The following is a 15,767-nucleotide window of genomic DNA, read 5'->3' as shown; positions in this document are numbered from 1 at the left end:
GGTAGCGTGTGACGGTATGGTCTCCCAGCCTGAGCCGGTGGTGACCGGGGATGCCGTGATCCTCGACGTGTCGATCGCGCAGCTGCCGGTGCGGGCACTGGCAGTGCTCATCGACATCGTGGTGGTGTTCGTCGCCTATCTCGTCGGGGTGATGCTGTGGGCGATCACGCTCAGCCAGCTCGACGAAGCGCTTTCGGCGGCCATCCTTATCATCTTCACGGTGCTCACGATCGTGGGCTATCCGGTGATCATGGAGACCGCGACGCGGGGCCGCTCACTGGGCAAGATGGCGTTGGGGCTGCGCGTGGTATCCGATGACGGCAGCCCGGAACGCTTCCGCCAGGCCCTGTTTCGGGGACTGTCGGGATTCATCGAGATCTGGATGTTCACCGGTGGCCCGGCCGTGATCTGCAGTCTGCTGTCGCCCAAGGGCAAACGGATCGGCGACATCTTCGCGGGCACCGTGGTGATCAGCGAGCGCGGGCCCAAGCTGACCCCGCCTCCGCCCATGCCGCCGACACTCGCGTGGTGGGCCTCGTCGCTGCAGCTGTCCGGCCTGCGCGCCGAGCAGGCCGAACTCGCGCGGCAGTTCCTGTCCCGGGCCAACCAGCTCGACCCCCGCGTGCGCGACGACATGGCCTACCGGATCCTCGGCGAGGTCGCGGCCCAGATCTCCCCGCCCCCGCCGCCGGGCGCGCCACCGCAATACGTGCTGTCCGCAGTGCTCGCCGAGCGGCACCGTCGGGAACTGGCCCGTCTGACACCGGCCGGGCCTCCGCTGCCCCATCCGGCCACGCCGCCCGCGTTCGCTCCGGTGCCGCAGCCTCCGATTCAGCAGCCACCGGTCGAGCCGCCGCGCCCGGCTCCGCCGACCAGTGGTTTCACCCCACCAAGCTGAGGCCTGGGACACTCATGTCCCATTTTGGTCAAGGCGTGCTATATTTTGACGCATGACCAGCCAGGTATCGATGGAAAGCGGCGTGCGCGAACGCACGCGTAAGGCGATCCTCGATGCCGCGATGACCGTGTTGGCCGACCAACCCACCGCGGCACTCGGCGATATCGCCGCGGCCGCCGGAGTCGGGCGAAGCACGGTGCACCGCTACTACCCCGAACGCACCGATCTGCTGCGCGCGCTTGCCCGCCACGTGCATGAGCTCAGCAACGCCGCGATCGAGCGTGCCGACCCCACCCACGGCCCCGCCGACGCGGCGCTGCGCCGGGTGGTGGAGAGCCAACTCGACCTCGGCCCCATCGTGCTCTACGTGTACAGCGAGCCGACGATCCTGGCAGACCCGGAGCTGGCGGCCTACCTCGACACCGGGGACGAGGCGATCGTCGAGGTGCTCAACCGGGCATCGGCCGAAAGACCCGAATATCCCCCTGGATGGGCCCGACGAGTGTTCTGGGCGCTGCTGCTGGCCGGCTACGAAGCCGCCAAGCAAGACGGCACCCCGCGCCACCAGATCGTCGACGCCATCATGGCCAGCCTGACCACGGGCACCATCCACCTGCCGCGCGCCTGAATCCTCCGATTCACGAGCGCCACAAGACTTTTCCGAACTCAGGAGACCCTTCTCATGTCCACCTGTATCGACGGTGCGCCGTCGACACCGGCCCAGACGCCCAAGCGGGCCTGGCTGGCGCTGGCCGTACTCACGTTGCCGGTGCTGCTGATCGCCATCGACAACACCGTGCTGGCGTTCGCCCTGCCGTCCATCGCCGAGGATTTCCGCCCTCCGGCATCCACGCAGCTGTGGATCGTCGACGTCTACTCCCTTGTCCTGGCCGCCCTGCTGGTCGCGATGGGCGGCCTCGGCGACCGGTTCGGCCGCCGCCGGCTGCTGCTCATCGGCGCCACCGGCTTCGCCGTCGTCTCGGCGCTCGCGGCCTTCGCGCCGAGCGCCGAGTACCTCGTTGCCGCGCGCGCCGCGCTCGGCGTGTTCGGCGCTATGTTGATGCCCTCGACGCTGTCGTTGATCCGCAACATCTTCACCGACGCCTCCGCGCGCCGGCTCGCGATCGCGATCTGGGCCTCGTGCTTCACCGCCGGCTCCACGCTCGGGCCCATCGTCGGCGGTGCGCTGCTGCAACATTTCCACTGGGGTTCGGTGTTTCTCGTCGCAGTGCCGATCCTGCTGCCGCTTCTGGTGCTCGGCCCGCGCCTGGTCCCCGAATCCCGTGACCCGAATCCGGGCCCGCTCGACCTGATCAGCGTGGTGCTGTCGTTCACCGCGATGCTGCCGCTGGTGTGGGCCATCAAGACCGCGGCGCACGACGGCCTGTCGATCGCCGCCGCGGTCGCGTTCGCCGCAGGTATCGCGTCGGGCGCGCTGTTCGTGCGCCGCCAGAAGCGCAGCGCCACGCCGATGCTCGACATCGAATTGTTCTCGTATGCCCCGTTCAGCTCGTCGATCCTGGCGAACTTCCTGTCGATCGTCGGTCTCATCGGTTTCATCTTCTTCATCTCGCAGCACCTGCAACTCGTGCTCGGCCTGTCGCCGCTGACCGCGGGGCTGGTCACGCTGCCGGGTGCGGTGGTGTCGATGATCGCCGGCCTGGCCGTGGTGAAAGCCGCCAAACGCTATGCGCCGCAGACGCTGATGATCTTCGGGCTGGTGTTCGTCGCGGCCGGGTTCATCCTGATCCTGCTGTTCCGCCACGACCTCTCGGTGGCCGCGATCATCGCGTCGTTCGTGGTGCTCGAGCTCGGTGTCGGGGTCTCACAAACGGTGTCCAACGACACCATCGTCGCGTCCGTGCCTGCGGCGAAAGCCGGCGCGGCGTCGGCGGTATCGGAGACCGCGTACGAACTAGGCGCGGTTGTCGGCACGGCCACCCTCGGCACCATCTTCACCGCGTTCTACCGGGCCAAGGTCGAGGTTCCGGCCGGGCTCACGCCCGAGCAGGCCGGTGATGCCGCCGAGAGCATCGGCGGGGCCACCTCCGTCGCAGCGGATCTGCCTGCCGCGACGGCCGCCCAACTCATGGACTCGGCACGGGCGGCGTTCGATTCGGGCATCGCGCCGACGGCGATCATCGCCGCGACGCTCGTGCTTGCCGCCGCGGCGGTCGTCGCCGTCACGTTCCGGGGTCAGGGCCGGGAGTCAGCCCGGTAGCCGCTGGGGGTGTTGCCGAACCACCGGTTGCACGACCGTGTCAGCACGCTCTGTTCGGCGTACCCGAGCTGGCGGCAGATGTGGTCGAGCGGCATATCCGATTCCGTCAGCAGCTTTTCGGTGATATCCCGCCTGGTCTGGTCGGCGATCTGCTGGAACGTCGCACCCTCGGCCCTCAGCCGCCGCTGCAGAGCCTTGGGGTGCAGTCCCATCTGGAGCGCGATGTCGACGAGGGTTGTCGCCCCGGTCGGCAGCAGCTGGCGGATGAGGGTGCGCACCACGTAGGACGTCGGGCGCGAGCGGTCGGAACGGGTGCGGGCGAGGTAGTCGACGGCCGTCTGGTGGGCCAGGCGGTCGGTCGGCAGTGTGCGCTGCAGATCGAGGGCTCGCAGGGTGAACCCCGCGACTGGCTCGGAAAAAGTTGGCGGGCAACCGAAATAACTCTGATAGCGCGACACTGCGGTGAGTGCGGGGTGTGACAGGTGCACCGACACCGGCCGGTACCGGCCACCGAGGAAGTGGTGTAGGACGCGGAGGGTGACGCCGAGGGAGAGCTCGATGGCCTGCGCCTGCGGAGGGGCCGGATCGAGGAGGTACTCGAACTCGAACCGGCGCAACGCCGGGTCCGGGTGTGCGGCCACGCGCACGCTGATGGCCGGACTGTAGGCGGCCATGAAGGTGTCGAATATGGCGAACGCGTCGGCGACGTTCGCTGCCGATCGCGCCGCGAGTCCCACCGGACCGAGGATGTCGATCCCCTGGCGGAGCGCGAGCTGACGGCCGAAGTCGGGCGTGTCGAGCTCGACTGCGGTGTCTTCGAGCAGCCGGGCGCCGTTGGCCAGTGAGATGAATCGATCGTGCCTGCCGACATCGCCGAACGGGATGTGAACATCAGCCAAAAACCGCTTGCTGTCGCCGCCGAGTTCGGCGACCAGCTGGTGGTAATTCGTCAGTGCAGTCCCACGGATCACCGCCATGTCCCAGACTGTCAATTATCTGTCCTCAAGTGTCAAGACGAGAGTTTGCGGCGTCCTGCAGAGTTGTACGTTCGGTCGCCACTGGAAAGGAACGGAATTGTCTGACGGTGTGGATGTAGTTGCGCCGGTGCTGCCGGGCGGTGGGGTGTTGCCGTTTGCACCGATTCCGTCGGCCAGCATCGCGGGCCGGACCCTGCAGGAATCGACCTACGAGCAGCGCGCCACCCCACGCCGGCTACACGAGGACACGCCCAACATCGTCATCGTGCTGATCGACGATGCCGGCCCGGGGCTACCGTCCACGTTCGGCGGCGACGTGACCACATCGACACTCGATCGCGTGTGCGCGGAAGGTGTGTCCTACAACCGGTTTCACACCACGGCGATGTGTTCGCCGACGCGGGCGTCATTGTTGACGGGCCGCAACCACCACGAGATCGGCAACGGGCAGATCGCCGAGCTGGCCAACGACTGGGACGGATACGCGGGCAAGATTCCCCGCAGCAGCGCGACGGTCGCCGAAGTACTCAAGCAGTACGGCTATGCGACATCGGCATTCGGTAAGTGGCACAACACCCCGGCCGAGGAAACCACCGCGGCCGGCCCGTTCGAGAACTGGCCGACCGGATTGGGTTTCGAGTACTTCTACGGCTTTCTCGCCGGCGAGGCGTCGCAGTACGAGCCTCATCTGGTCCGCAACACCACGGTCGTCGCGCCGCCCAAGACCCCGGAAGAGGGCTACCACCTCTCGGAGGATCTCGCCGACGACGCGATCGGCTGGCTGCGGCGCCACAAGGCATTCAACGCCGACAAGCCCTTCTTCATGTACTGGGCCAGCGGATGCCTGCACGGACCACACCACATCATGAAGGAGTGGGCGGACCGCTACGCCGGCAAGTTCGACGACGGCTGGGATGCGTACCGGGAGCGAGTTTTCGCCCGCGCCAAGGACAACGGCTGGATTCCGCAGAACTGCGCGTTGACCCCGCGCGACGCTGCGATGGCGGCATGGGACGACATCCCCGACGACGAGAAGCCGTTCCAGCGCCGCCTGATGGAGGTCGCCGCGGGGTACGCCGAACACGTCGACGTGCAGGTCGGAAGGATCACCGACGAACTCGAAGCGCTGGGCTACGCCGAGAACACGCTGTTCTTCTACATCTGGGGCGACAACGGTTCCTCCGGCGAAGGGCAGAACGGCACCATCGCGGAGCTCCTGGCGCAGAACGGGATTCCGACGACCGTGCGTCAGCACATCGATGCGCTCGATGAGCTCGGCGGGCTGGATGTGCTCGGTTCGCCCCTGGTCGACAACCAGTACCACGCCGGGTGGGCGTGGGCGGGCAGCACGCCCTACAAGGGTATGAAGCTGCTGGCCTCACACCTCGGCGGCACCCGCAATCCCATTGCGGTCACGTGGCCGAAGAAGATCACGCCGGATCCCACGCCGCGCGACGTGTTCCTGCACTGCAACGACATCGTCCCGACGATCTACGAGATCGTCGGGATCGAGGCGCCGCGCGTCGTCAACGGCGAGCCGCAGATCCCGCTCGCCGGAGCCAGTTTCGCGCGGACTCTCGTCGACCGCACCGCCGCGGGCGGCAAGAAGACCCAGTACTTCGAGATCATGGGCAGCCGCGCCATCTATCACGACGGCTGGCTGGCCTGTGCGCGCGGCCCCCGGCTACCGTGGGTGCCCGGCCAGCCCGAAGGCATCGCCACGTGGACACCCGACAACGACACCTGGGAGCTCTACCACCTCGACGAAGATTGGTCGCAGGCAGACGATCTCGCCGAGCGGCAGCCGGAGAAACTCATCCAGATGCGGGAGATGTTCGCGATCGAGGCCGCCCGCAATTCAGTCCTTCCCGTCGGCGGTGGGCTCTGGGTTCCCGTCTACCATCCCGAACTCCGCATCGCCCCGCCCTACAAGCAGTGGGAGTTCACCGGCGACATGGTGCGGATGCCCGAGTTCTGCGCCCCCGCGCTGGGCAACAAGAACAACGTCGTCACCGTCACCGCGGACATACCGGCCAACGCGAACGGGGTGCTGTACGCACTCGGTGCCGCGGCGGGTGGATTGACGTGCTACTTCGATGACGGCTATCTCTGCTACGAGTACAACTTGTTCATCTTGTCGCGCACCAAGATCCGCACCGCAACCAAAGTGCCGCCAGGCGCGGCGACCATCACGGTGCGCACCCAGTACGTCGAGCAGCGCCCGGCCGGACCGCTCGACATCACGTTGTCGATCGGCGACGACACGGTCGCGTCCGGCCAGGTGCCGATCAGTGCACCACTGCTGTTCACCGCCAACGATTGCCTCGACATCGGCACGTGCCTGGGTTCGCCGGTGTCGCTGGATTACCGCGAACGCGCGCCGTTCCCGTTCGAGGGGCGTATCGACCGCGTGCACGTGGCCTACACCTGATCAGCGGGAGGCCAGACCGGCGAGCATGAGCGCCGCGCCGACGAACCCGGTTGCGGTGCGGACGTGATTCCACGCCGTCCACACGGTGAAGTACGACTGCCACTCGGCCACGGCATCGGCGATGTCGGCGCGGTCGAGACGGTTGTTGAGCGGCACGTTGAACACCATCGTGACGACGAATCCGAGGATCCCGAAGATCGCGCCTGCCAGCAGCAGCCAGCTGCCGGGCCTGCCGATCTGAACAAGTGCCACGACCCCGACGGCCAGCGCCAACACGGTGGATCCGACGAAGAAGAGCAGGAACGCCGGGTTGGCGTTGGCCTCGGCGTTGATGCCGCGCATCGCGGTGAAGGCGTCCGCCGGCTCGGTTCTGTTCAAGCCGCGCATGACGAACGTCGAGAACGCGTAGAAGATGCCGCCGACTGCGGCGCTCGCCAGAGCGGCGACCGCCGTCAGGACGATGACTGGGCTGATGTTCATGTCTGCAGTCAACTGTCGATCGGCCCGCCACTCCATGGCTGACCGTCCCGCGTCCATACGCGGCAGTCTTGGCAGGATGGGGGCATGTCGCGCGATTTGGATGCTCTGGTCGGCGAGGCGGAATCGGCTCCGGTCGATGGCTGGGACTTCTCGTGGCTCGCGGGCCGGGCCACCGAGCAGCGGCCGTCGTGGGGTTATCAACGGCTCATGAGTCAGCGCCTGGAACAGGCCACTTCGGCGCTCGACATCCAAACCGGCGGAGGCGAGGTGCTTGCCGGGGCGGAGAAGTTTCCGCTCACCATGGCCGCGACCGAGTCCTGGCCACCGAACGTCGCAAGGGCGACCCGGTTGCTCGGTCCGCGCGGCGTCGTGGTCGTGGCGACACCCGACGAACCTCCGCTGCCCTTCGGCGACGGCGCGTTCGACCTCGTCGTCAGCCGCCACCCCGCGACCGTGTGGTGGACGGAGATCGCCAGGGTGCTCGGCCCGGGCGGCACCTACTTCGCCCAGCATGTCGGTCCCGCAAGCGTTTTCGAGTTGGTGGAGTTCTTCCTCGGGCCACAGGAGCGGGCGCGCACCAAGCGCCGCCCCGATGACGAGAGCGCGGCAGCGCGCGCCGCGGGCCTCGACGTCGTCGACGTGCGGTCCGAGCGCCTGCGGATGGAATTTCTCGATATCGGTGCGGTGGTGTACTTCCTGCGCAAGGTGATCTGGACGGTTCCGGATTTCACCGTCGAGGGCTACCGCGACCGCCTCTACGCACTGCACCGCCAGATCGAAGCCGATGGGCCGTTCATCGCGCACTCGTCGCGTCATCTGATCGAGGTACGAAAAGCGCGGTGAACGCTACGCTACCGACGTGGACGCCCTGGCCGGACTGCTGGACGGGGTGCGTGCGCGCGGCGCCTTCGTGCTGCGCCTGCGCATGGATCCGCCGTGGTCGATGCGCATCGAGGACGACGCACCTCTCACCCTGATCTGCCAGACCGCGGGCAGTGCGGTACTCGTCGGCGACGCCACTGGGGTCACGCAGCTGGAACCCGGCGATGTCGCGTTGACGCGCGGCACCGATCACTACGTCTTCGCGGATGACCCGTCGACGCAACCGACCGTGGTGATCCATCCCGGCCAGCGATGCACCACATTGTCCGGCGAGAGCCTACGGTTCGAGATGTCGCTCGGGGTGCGGACGTGGGGCAACTCGGCTTGCGGTGCGACGCAAGCCATCGTGTGCGCGTACGAAGGGCGCAGTGCGGTCAGCGCGCGGCTGCTCGACGCGCTGCCGCCCGTGCTCGTGGTGCGCTTCGCCGAATGGGATTCGCCACTGGTCGGATTGCTCGCGGCCGAGGCGGGGCAGGACGGGCCGGGTCAGGAGGCCTATCTGGACCGCATGCTCGACCTGCTGCTCATCGCGGTGTTGCGCTGCTGGTTCGGGCGCGACGGGAACGCCCCGGCGTGGTGGCAAGCCGAGCAGGACCCGATCGTCGGGCCCGCGCTGCGGCTCATCCACCACAATCCGGCCCACGCGTGGACTGTCGCCAATCTCGCGGCGGCCGTGGGTTGTTCGCGCGCGGTGTTCGCCAGACGGTTCACCGAGCAGGTCGGTGAACCGCCGATCGCGTTCCTGACCGGATGGCGGCTCGCGCTGGCCGCCGACCTCCTGCAGAGCAGCCAGGACACGATCGCCGCGGTCGCCCGCCAGGTCGGTTATTCGACGCCGTTCGCGCTGAGCAGTGCGTTCAAGCGCGCGTACGGCATCAGCCCGAACGAGCACCGGGCACTGGCCGGTTAGGCGCTGATCCAGTTTCCGTGGAAGCCGTAGGGGACACGCTGCGGCAGTGTGATTCTCGCGACCGGCTTGCCACTGAAGTCCGAGGCGTCCAGGATCACGAGATCGCTTCCATCCCTGGCCGGGTCGTACACGTAGCCGAGATACCAGCCGTTGCTCTCGTCGGCTGGGCCGGATGCGGGGACGAACACTGCTTCGCCGGGTCCACCCGATCCGAGTTCGTGACGCACCGAGTCGCCGGTGGTGAGGTCGTAACGAACCCAGGTGCTGTCGCCCACCGCGACCGAGTACCGGGCATCAAGGCCGGCGAGCCGATCGTCGATCCGCGGGAACTCGACGCCGTAGTCGTCGAGCTGGCGCTCGGCGACCGTGCCCGCCGACAGGTCGACGGTCCACTCCCACATCACCGCAGGCACGTCGAAATCGCCGTCCTTGCGCCACAGCTCGGGATACCGAACAGCTTGCAACACAACCTTATTGCCGTGCTCGTAGGCGTTGGCGACATGGAACACATAGCACGGGTCGATCTCGAACCAGCGGATCTCACCGAACGGGTCGTCGCGACGCAACAGACCCAAGCGCGCGCCGTAGGTGTCGCTCCAGCGGTAGGGCATGTCGCTCTCCCCCTTGATGGCGACGTCGAGGTCGAACACCACGGGCAGGTCCATGAAGATCACGTGCCCGGACGTCATCGCGAAGTCGTGCATCATGGTGTGCGCCTTGACGTCCACCGGCCGGTTGATGGTGAGCTCGCCGTTCGCGTCGGCGCGGTGATAGGTGACATACGGCTCGAAAATGCTGCCGTAGCCGAAGAAATGCAGTTCACCGGTGGTCGGGCAGATCTTGGGATGCGCGGTCATCGAGTCGACGAGCTTGCCGCCGAAGTCGTAGGCCCCCACGGTCTCCAGATCGTTGGTGACCTCGTAGGGCAGCGAGGATTCGACCAAGGCGAGCGTCTTGCCCGCGTGGTTGACCACATGCGTGTTGGCGAGCGCGGACCGCAGGTTGCGCGTGCCGTCCGCGTTGTAGACCGGGAAGTCCTTGATGAAGCTGTCGGTGCGTACCCACCGGTTGCGGTACCACTTCGCCGCACCGTTCTCGATGCGTACACCGTGGATCATGCCGTCGCCGGTGAACCAGTGCGCGGTGGCCTGTCTCGGGTTGGGACCGTTGCGCAGATACCAGCCGTCGAGTTCCGGCGGTATCGCGCCGTCGACCGGCAGGTCGTATTCCGTGAGTTCGTCGGCGACGGGCGCGTAGTTGCCTTTCGTGAAGAACGCGCCTTCGCCGGGCAGTCCGTTGTTGATTTCGGTATCGGTCATCCGGGTCTCCTGGGGCTGGGCGGGACTGACCCAACCCTGACATTCCACAAGTGACATGTCAAGAGTGGAGGCTAAGATGCCCGCATGAGTTTGCGCATGGCAGCCCTCGGCCTGCTCGTCCAACACCCGGGTAGTGGATATGACCTGCTCAAGCGCTTCGAGAAGTCCATGGCCAACGTCTGGCCCGCGACGCAGAGCCAGCTCTACGGCGAGCTCAACAAGCTCGCGGCCGCGGGCCTGATCGAGGTGTCCGCGGTCGGGCCGCGCGGACGCAAGGAGTATCGGGCCACCCCCGCGGGCCGTGCCGAACTGCTGCGCTGGATCGCCAGCTCGCAAGACGACCCACCTGAGCGCAGCGCGGAATTGTTGCGGGTTTTCCTGCTCGGAGAACTGCCTGCCGACGACGCGCGAGACCACCTCACGGCATTGGCCGACTACTCCGACGGCGAGGTCGCACGACTCAAGGCACTTGAAGCCTCGATCGACTGGACCGATGCCGACGACTTCTTCGGGCATGCCGCGCTTGAGTACGGCTTGCGCAAGAACGCCATGCAAGCCGACTGGGCTCGCTGGGCGGTGAACGAGCTGGAGAAGCGCCAACTCTAGATTGGCCGTTGCATCGCGATAGTTTCCGATATATCGTCAACGTATCGGAAGCGCAGTCAGTGCTTCCTCCGACAGTGAGGACATGCCACATGAGCACCCCATTCACCCCCTCAGGCGGTTTCGGCTTCGGCTTCGGTCCGGGCTTCGGCCCAGGCGATCGCCGCGCCATGCATCATCAGCGCCGCGCCGCCCGGCGCGAGATGCGCGACCAGATGCGCGCCCATCTGCACGAAGCCCGCGAACAGGGCATCGACCCCCGCTGCGAGACCGGCTTCGGCGGTCCCGGCTTCGGTCCCGGTCGCGGGTTCGAGTTCGGATTCGACCCGCGCGGCGGATTCGGATTCGGGTTCGGCGGTCCGCGCGGCGGACGTCGCGGCGGCCGCGGCGGGCGCGGCCGGCGCGGTGATGTCCGCGCCGCGATCCTGACGCTGCTGTCCGAGCGGCCGATGCACGGCTACGAGATGACGCAGGAGATCGCCGCACGCAGCAACAACCTGTGGAAGCCGAGCCCCGGCTCGGTCTACCCGACGCTGCAGCTCCTGGTCGACGAGGGACTGATCGTCCCCGCCGAGAGCGAGGGCAGCAAGAAGACGTTCGAGCTCACCGACGAGGGCCGCGCGGCGGCCGAGAAGATCGCGACCGCCCCGTGGGACGAGATCGTCGAGGACGCCGACCCCAACGCCGTCAACCTGCACGGCGCGGTCGCTCAGCTGATGGGCGCGGTCGCGCAATCGGTGCACACCGCCAACGAAGACCAGCAGCAGCGCATCCTCGACGCCGTCAACAACGCGCGCCGCGAGATCTACCAGATCCTCGGCGAGGAGTGACCGGCCCGTAGGCTGCCCACGTGGACAGCCTCGTCATAGTCGTCGTGCCGGCGCTCGTCGCGATCCTGACCGCGGCGGGCGCCGTCATCGGAGTCCAATTCCGTGATGCCGATGCCTACGAGCGGCGTCGCGGCGTCTGGCAGTGGTTGCTGGTGCTGCTCGCAGCCGTGGCCACGATGGGGGCGACCAACACGGCATCCGGTGTCGGGAAGCTGCTCGAGGCCGGTGTGATGGCCGCGCTCGCGGTGGCCGCGGTCATCCTCGCCCACGTGATGTGGCGCCGGCTTGTTCCCGACGCCGAACCTCGCAGCCTGGCCATCGCGACGGCCGCGGCCATCTCCGCGGTCGTCGTCGTCTTGGGCTCGACTGCGTACGCTTACGTCTCGAACAAGGACTGCCGTCAGGCCGAACCGCTGATCGGGCTGAGCCACCAAGCCTTCATCCTGCCGGTCTTCGACTCCAGCCAGGGCCCGACGGCAGGCGATTTCGAAGACTGGGCCAAGGCCGTCCGTGACCAGGCGCAGCAGGTCAGCCCTGGTGAAGTCGCCGACCAGGCCGGCAAATTGGCCGACTTGGCCGACCAGATCGCCGGCACGGCCCGAAACAACGACAAGGCCAAGCACGCGATGCTCGGCACTCAGTACTACGAGGAACTCAAACCGATCCTCGCCAAGTGCCAAATTCAGATGTGATTTGTGCACATCCACCGGCGCTGACCGCCTGTCGATGTGCACAAATCACTCGATGTCGACCCAATCAAGCGTGCGGCCAACGGCTTTCTGCCAGCCGGCGTATCCATCAGACCGCTGCTCGTCGGACCACTGCGGCTTCCAGCGCTGACCTTCCTGCCAGTTGGCCCGCAGATCGTCGGGGTTCTCCCAGAAGCCGACGGCAAGGCCGGCGGCATAGGCGGCGCCCAGTGCGGTGGTCTCGGCGACGACGGGTTTGACCACATCCACGCCGAGCACATCGGCCTGGATCTGCATACACAGCGAGTTGGCCGTGATGCCGCCGTCGACCTTCAAAACCTCAAGGTGCACACCGGAATCGGCTTCCATGGCGTCGACGACGTCGCGGCTCTGATAGCAGATCGCCTCCAGCGTCGCGCGGGCAAGATGCGCGTTGGTGTTGTACCGCGACAGCCCGACGATCGCGCCGCGGGCATCCGAGCGCCAGTACGGCGCGAACAGCCCGGAGAACGCGGGCACGAAATACACCCCGCCGTTGTCGGACACCTGGCGGGCCAGTGCCTCGCTCTGCGCGGCCCCGCTGATGATGCCGAGCTGATCGCGCAGCCACTGCACGGCCGATCCGGTCACCGCGATCGAACCCTCAAGGGCGTAAACGGGTTTCGCGTCACCGAACTGGTAACACACCGTCGTGAGCAGCCCGTTGTCGGATCGCACGATCTTCTCGCCGGTGTTGAGCAGCAGGAAATTGCCGGTGCCATAGGTGTTCTTGGCTTCGCCGGCGTCCAGGCACACCTGACCGACCATCGCGGCCTGCTGGTCGCCGAGAACTCCCGTCAGCGGCACCTGCCCGGCCAGCGGTCCGTCGTCGCGCGTGATCCCGAACGACGCCGGATACGAGGAGGGCTTGATCTCGGGAAGCATCTGGCGCGGAATCCCGAAGAACGACAACAGTTCGTCGTCCCAGTCCAGCGTCTCCAGGTTCATCAGCATCGTGCGGCTCGCGTTGGTGACGTCGGTGACGTGCACGCCACCGCGATATCCGCCGGTGAGGTTCCACGTCAACCACGAGTCGGTCGTGCCGAAGATCGCGTCGCCGTTCTCGGCATCACGGCGGACACCGTCGACGTTTTCCAGAATCCACTGGATCTTTCCGCCCGAGAAGTACGTCGCCGGCGGCAGGCCGGCTTTGCGGCGGATGACGTCGCCGCGGCCGTCACGATCGAGCGCTGCCGCGATCCGGTCGGTGCGCGTGTCCTGCCATACGATGGCGTTGTGATACGGCCTGCCGGTGTGTTTGTTCCACACCAGCGCCGTCTCCCGCTGATTGGTGATGCCGAGCGCGGCCAGATCCGACGCGGACAGATTGGTCCGGTTGAGCGCGGTCATGATCACCGACGCGGTGCGTTCCCAGATCTCGACGGGATTGTGTTCGACCCAGCCGGCCCTCGGCAAGATCTGCTCGTGTTCGAGCTGGTGGCGGCCCACCTCGGCACCGTCGTGATCGAAGATCATGCATCGGGTGCTCGTGGTGCCCTGGTCGATGGCCACGACAAAATCGGCCACTGTGCTCCTCTCCCGGGTCGCGTCGCTGCTGCCCTCCGAAACGTCCATCATGGCCTACATGGGTAGCGACACCGCAGATATCGAGCACATGCCCCGTGGCGGGCCGAAGGCTTCCTGCCTGGACCGGCTACTGGAGACCGATCGGCTGGAGTATCTGGACCGCGACGACGTCGACGAGGCACGCAAGCGCAGCGTGATCCGCGCACTTGAGTGGACCGGCGAATTCTTCGGCAACCACGAGAAATTCGCCGCGATCGCGCTCGAGCTGGTCGCCGACGCGCCGGACCCGAAGATCCTCGAACTCGGCGCAGGCCACGGCGGCGTGTCCCGCAAGCTGCTGGAGAACCACCCCACCGCACAGCTCACCGTCACCGACATCGACCCCGTCTCGGTGGCCGATATGGCCGCAAGCGATTTGGGCAGCCACCCCCGTGCGGTCGTGCGCGAGATGGATGCGACCGCGATCGACGCCGCCGACGGAAGCTTCGACCTGGCCGTCTTCGCGCTGTCGTTCCATCACCTGGCGCCCACGCAGGCTTCGCAGGTGTTCGCCGAGGGCACGCGGGTGGCGAAAAAGCTGCTCATCATCGACCTGCCGCGACCTCCTGCCCCGTTGCACCTGGTGCGGCTGGCCACGATGCTGCCGCTGGCGCCGGTCATCCCGTTCGTGCACGACGGTGTGATCAGTTCGCTGCGCTGTTACAGTCCGTCCGCGCTGCGCGCACTTGCTGCTCACGCCGATCCGGCCATCACCGTGGAATTGCGCAGCGGCCTTCGGATTCCGCAGATTGTGATCGCCGGCCGCGGCTAGCGGCGTGGCCGAGTCAGCCGATGTAGCAGCCACGCCAACGGCACCGTGAACGCAAGCGTCACGAGGGACAGCACCGCCGCCGAGCCGGTGTAGATGTGCCAACCCAGCACCAACTCCATGACAAGGCCCATCACGACGACGTGCAGGAGGAAGATCTCGTAGGAGATCTCGCCGAGCCACACCATGGGCCTGCTACCCATCAGCCGCCGGTACCCGCCCTCGTCGCGAAGGGCCAGCGGCGCCACGACGAGCGTCGCGATCACCGCGTAGAAGATCGTCTTGACGAGGTCTTCGGACAGATTCAGCGTCACCGCTGTGGTGGTCCCGGCGATCGGCGTCGACACCACCAGATAACAGGCGAGCGCCAACGGCAGCGCGGCAAGCGCATAGCACCGAACGCCCATGGCCGCCAGCACCGCCAGCATCATGCCGCCGACGAACCAGCACAGGTAATGCGGCAACCACGATCCGGCACCGACCGGCAGCAGGTCTGTGGTGTGCAACACCACGAGCCAGGCCGGGCTCACCGCGGCAAGCGTGGCGAGGCCGGCGAGCAGCAGTACCGGCCGAAAACGCCGACGGCACAAGACCACCAGCAGTAGATAGGCCAGTAACGGCAGCACCGCGTAGAACGCGACCTCGACTGCCAGGCTCCACATCTGCGACAACCCCTGGTGCAGGTAAACCGTGAAGTAGTCGTCGCTGTAGATCTGGGTCAGGGTCAGATTGCGCAACAGCCCGGTCCAGGTGTGGCCGGGATTGGGTGTCACCGGGCGTAATTCGTACACGCCGTAGACAAGCAACACGGTCACCACGTATGCGGGCATGATGCGGCGGAAGCGATTTCGCGCGTACCGCCACACACTGGGCCCAGCGCTGCCGTCGACGGCGGCCTGTACCCACGGGCGGAACAGCAGCAGACCGGAAAGCACGAAGAAGATCGCCACGCCGATCTCCAGCCGAGCGCTCATCAGGCCGACATAGCCTGCCGTCAGCAGTCCGGTTCCGTATGCGGCATGGGTTCCCATCACGGTCAGCGCCGCCACGGCACGTACCCCGGTCAGTGCCGCTACCCGGTCGGCGCGCGAAACCTGTTCGAGCCCGCCTTGATCTGCCTCCGCCGATGAGGTCATCGCATGTTCGACACTAC

At 66.9% G+C, this 15,767-nt stretch carries 15 protein-coding genes; 10 read left to right on the top strand and 5 right to left on the bottom strand.

Going from position 1 to position 15,767, the window contains the following annotated elements:
• The first annotated feature begins 16 nt into the window (after positions 1-16).
• The 3 genes from ACRCUN_RS22400 to lfrA are packed head-to-tail and all read left to right on the top strand — an operon-like array spanning position 17 to position 3,119.
• The gene (locus ACRCUN_RS22400; RefSeq protein WP_462143819.1) at positions 17-898 is read left to right on the top strand and encodes an RDD family protein; all 882 of its coding nucleotides are present in this window, start codon (positions 17-19) and stop codon (positions 896-898) included.
• A 52-nt stretch (positions 899-950) separates the two neighbouring features.
• On the top strand, positions 951-1,526 hold the full coding sequence (locus tag ACRCUN_RS22395) for a TetR/AcrR family transcriptional regulator (protein ID WP_462143818.1): 576 nt from the start codon (positions 951-953) through the stop codon (positions 1,524-1,526).
• A 54-nt stretch (positions 1,527-1,580) separates the two neighbouring features.
• Positions 1,581-3,119, top strand: a complete 1,539-nt coding sequence (lfrA, locus tag ACRCUN_RS22390) for an efflux MFS transporter LfrA (protein ID WP_462143817.1) — start codon at positions 1,581-1,583, stop codon at positions 3,117-3,119.
• Here the strand turns inward: lfrA and ACRCUN_RS22385 are convergent.
• Positions 3,095-4,096, bottom strand: coding sequence for an AraC family transcriptional regulator (locus tag ACRCUN_RS22385; RefSeq protein ID WP_462143816.1), 1,002 nt, complete (start codon positions 4,094-4,096; stop codon positions 3,095-3,097). The two genes, lfrA and ACRCUN_RS22385, sit on opposite strands and share 25 nt — an antisense overlap.
• 109 nt (positions 4,097-4,205) lie before the next feature.
• On the opposite strand from ACRCUN_RS22385, the gene ACRCUN_RS22380 reads away from it, so the two are divergent.
• Entirely contained in the window at positions 4,206-6,527 is a 2,322-nt protein-coding gene (locus ACRCUN_RS22380) for an arylsulfatase (RefSeq protein ID WP_462143815.1), read from the top strand.
• On the opposite strand, the gene ACRCUN_RS22375 is transcribed toward ACRCUN_RS22380, so the two are convergent.
• Entirely contained in the window at positions 6,528-7,007 is a 480-nt protein-coding gene (locus ACRCUN_RS22375; RefSeq protein ID WP_462143814.1) for an anthrone oxygenase family protein, read from the bottom strand. It abuts the gene before it with no gap.
• A gap of 84 nt (positions 7,008-7,091) precedes the next feature.
• Here ACRCUN_RS22375 and ACRCUN_RS22370 point away from each other — a divergent pair, with 84 nt between their 5' ends.
• Entirely contained in the window at positions 7,092-7,850 is a 759-nt protein-coding gene (locus tag ACRCUN_RS22370; RefSeq protein WP_462143813.1) for a methyltransferase domain-containing protein, read from the top strand.
• A gap of 16 nt (positions 7,851-7,866) precedes the next feature.
• Positions 7,867-8,799 carry an AraC family transcriptional regulator gene (locus ACRCUN_RS22365; protein ID WP_462143812.1) on the top strand — a complete coding sequence of 311 codons (933 nt, stop codon included), beginning with the start codon at positions 7,867-7,869 and terminating at the stop codon, positions 8,797-8,799.
• Here the strand turns inward: ACRCUN_RS22365 and ACRCUN_RS22360 are convergent.
• Entirely contained in the window at positions 8,796-10,118 is a 1,323-nt protein-coding gene (locus tag ACRCUN_RS22360) for a carotenoid oxygenase family protein (RefSeq protein WP_462143811.1), read from the bottom strand. The two genes, ACRCUN_RS22365 and ACRCUN_RS22360, sit on opposite strands and share 4 nt — an antisense overlap.
• Before the next feature lie 84 nt (positions 10,119-10,202).
• On the opposite strand from ACRCUN_RS22360, the gene ACRCUN_RS22355 reads away from it, so the two are divergent.
• From ACRCUN_RS22355 to ACRCUN_RS22345, 3 genes are all read left to right on the top strand, one after another.
• The gene (locus tag ACRCUN_RS22355; protein ID WP_462143810.1) at positions 10,203-10,724 is read left to right on the top strand and encodes a PadR family transcriptional regulator; all 522 of its coding nucleotides are present in this window, start codon (positions 10,203-10,205) and stop codon (positions 10,722-10,724) included.
• Between the two features lie 89 nt (positions 10,725-10,813).
• Positions 10,814-11,551: a PadR family transcriptional regulator gene (locus tag ACRCUN_RS22350; protein ID WP_462143809.1), complete on the top strand. Its 738-nt coding sequence runs from the start codon at positions 10,814-10,816 to the stop codon at positions 11,549-11,551.
• Between the two features lie 20 nt (positions 11,552-11,571).
• Positions 11,572-12,243 (top strand): hypothetical protein, encoded by a 672-nt coding sequence (locus tag ACRCUN_RS22345; RefSeq protein WP_462143808.1) that lies wholly within the window; start codon positions 11,572-11,574, stop codon positions 12,241-12,243.
• A 45-nt stretch (positions 12,244-12,288) separates the two neighbouring features.
• Here the strand turns inward: ACRCUN_RS22345 and glpK are convergent, their stop codons facing one another.
• Positions 12,289-13,854 (bottom strand): glycerol kinase GlpK, encoded by a 1,566-nt coding sequence (gene glpK, locus ACRCUN_RS22340; RefSeq protein WP_462143901.1) that lies wholly within the window; start codon positions 13,852-13,854, stop codon positions 12,289-12,291.
• Between the two features lies 1 nt (position 13,855).
• Between glpK and ACRCUN_RS22335 the strand changes: the two genes are divergently transcribed.
• Entirely contained in the window at positions 13,856-14,617 is a 762-nt protein-coding gene (locus ACRCUN_RS22335; protein ID WP_462143900.1) for a class I SAM-dependent methyltransferase, read from the top strand.
• Here the strand turns inward: ACRCUN_RS22335 and ACRCUN_RS22330 are convergent.
• Positions 14,614-15,750 carry an acyltransferase family protein gene (locus tag ACRCUN_RS22330; protein WP_462143807.1) on the bottom strand — a complete coding sequence of 379 codons (1,137 nt, stop codon included), beginning with the start codon at positions 15,748-15,750 and terminating at the stop codon, positions 14,614-14,616. The genes ACRCUN_RS22335 and ACRCUN_RS22330 overlap by 4 nt on opposite strands.
• Positions 15,751-15,767: the final 17 nt, after the last annotated feature.

It is taken from the genome of Mycobacterium venezuelense (assembly GCF_054919535.1).
This window is presented reverse-complemented; position numbering and strand designations above follow the sequence as displayed.

Bases quoted from the DNA above. Each gene is read 5' to 3' on its own strand.
- ACRCUN_RS22400 (WP_462143819.1), top strand. From the start codon at position 17: ATGGTCTCCCAGCCTGAGCCGGTGGTGACCGGGGATGCCGTGATCCTC.
- ACRCUN_RS22395 (WP_462143818.1), top strand. From the start codon at position 951: ATGACCAGCCAGGTATCGATGGAAAGCGGCGTGCGCGAACGCACGCGT.
- lfrA (WP_462143817.1), top strand. From the start codon at position 1,581: ATGTCCACCTGTATCGACGGTGCGCCGTCGACACCGGCCCAGACGCCC.
- ACRCUN_RS22385 (WP_462143816.1), bottom strand. From the start codon at position 4,096: ATGGCGGTGATCCGTGGGACTGCACTGACGAATTACCACCAGCTGGTC.
- ACRCUN_RS22375 (WP_462143814.1), bottom strand. From the start codon at position 7,007: ATGAACATCAGCCCAGTCATCGTCCTGACGGCGGTCGCCGCTCTGGCG.
- ACRCUN_RS22370 (WP_462143813.1), top strand. From the start codon at position 7,092: ATGTCGCGCGATTTGGATGCTCTGGTCGGCGAGGCGGAATCGGCTCCG.
- ACRCUN_RS22360 (WP_462143811.1), bottom strand. From the start codon at position 10,118: ATGACCGATACCGAAATCAACAACGGACTGCCCGGCGAAGGCGCGTTC.
- ACRCUN_RS22355 (WP_462143810.1), top strand. From the start codon at position 10,203: ATGAGTTTGCGCATGGCAGCCCTCGGCCTGCTCGTCCAACACCCGGGT.
- ACRCUN_RS22350 (WP_462143809.1), top strand. From the start codon at position 10,814: ATGAGCACCCCATTCACCCCCTCAGGCGGTTTCGGCTTCGGCTTCGGT.
- glpK (WP_462143901.1), bottom strand. From the start codon at position 13,854: ATGGACGTTTCGGAGGGCAGCAGCGACGCGACCCGGGAGAGGAGCACA.
- ACRCUN_RS22335 (WP_462143900.1), top strand. From the start codon at position 13,856: ATGGCCTACATGGGTAGCGACACCGCAGATATCGAGCACATGCCCCGT.
- ACRCUN_RS22330 (WP_462143807.1), bottom strand. From the start codon at position 15,750: ATGACCTCATCGGCGGAGGCAGATCAAGGCGGGCTCGAACAGGTTTCG.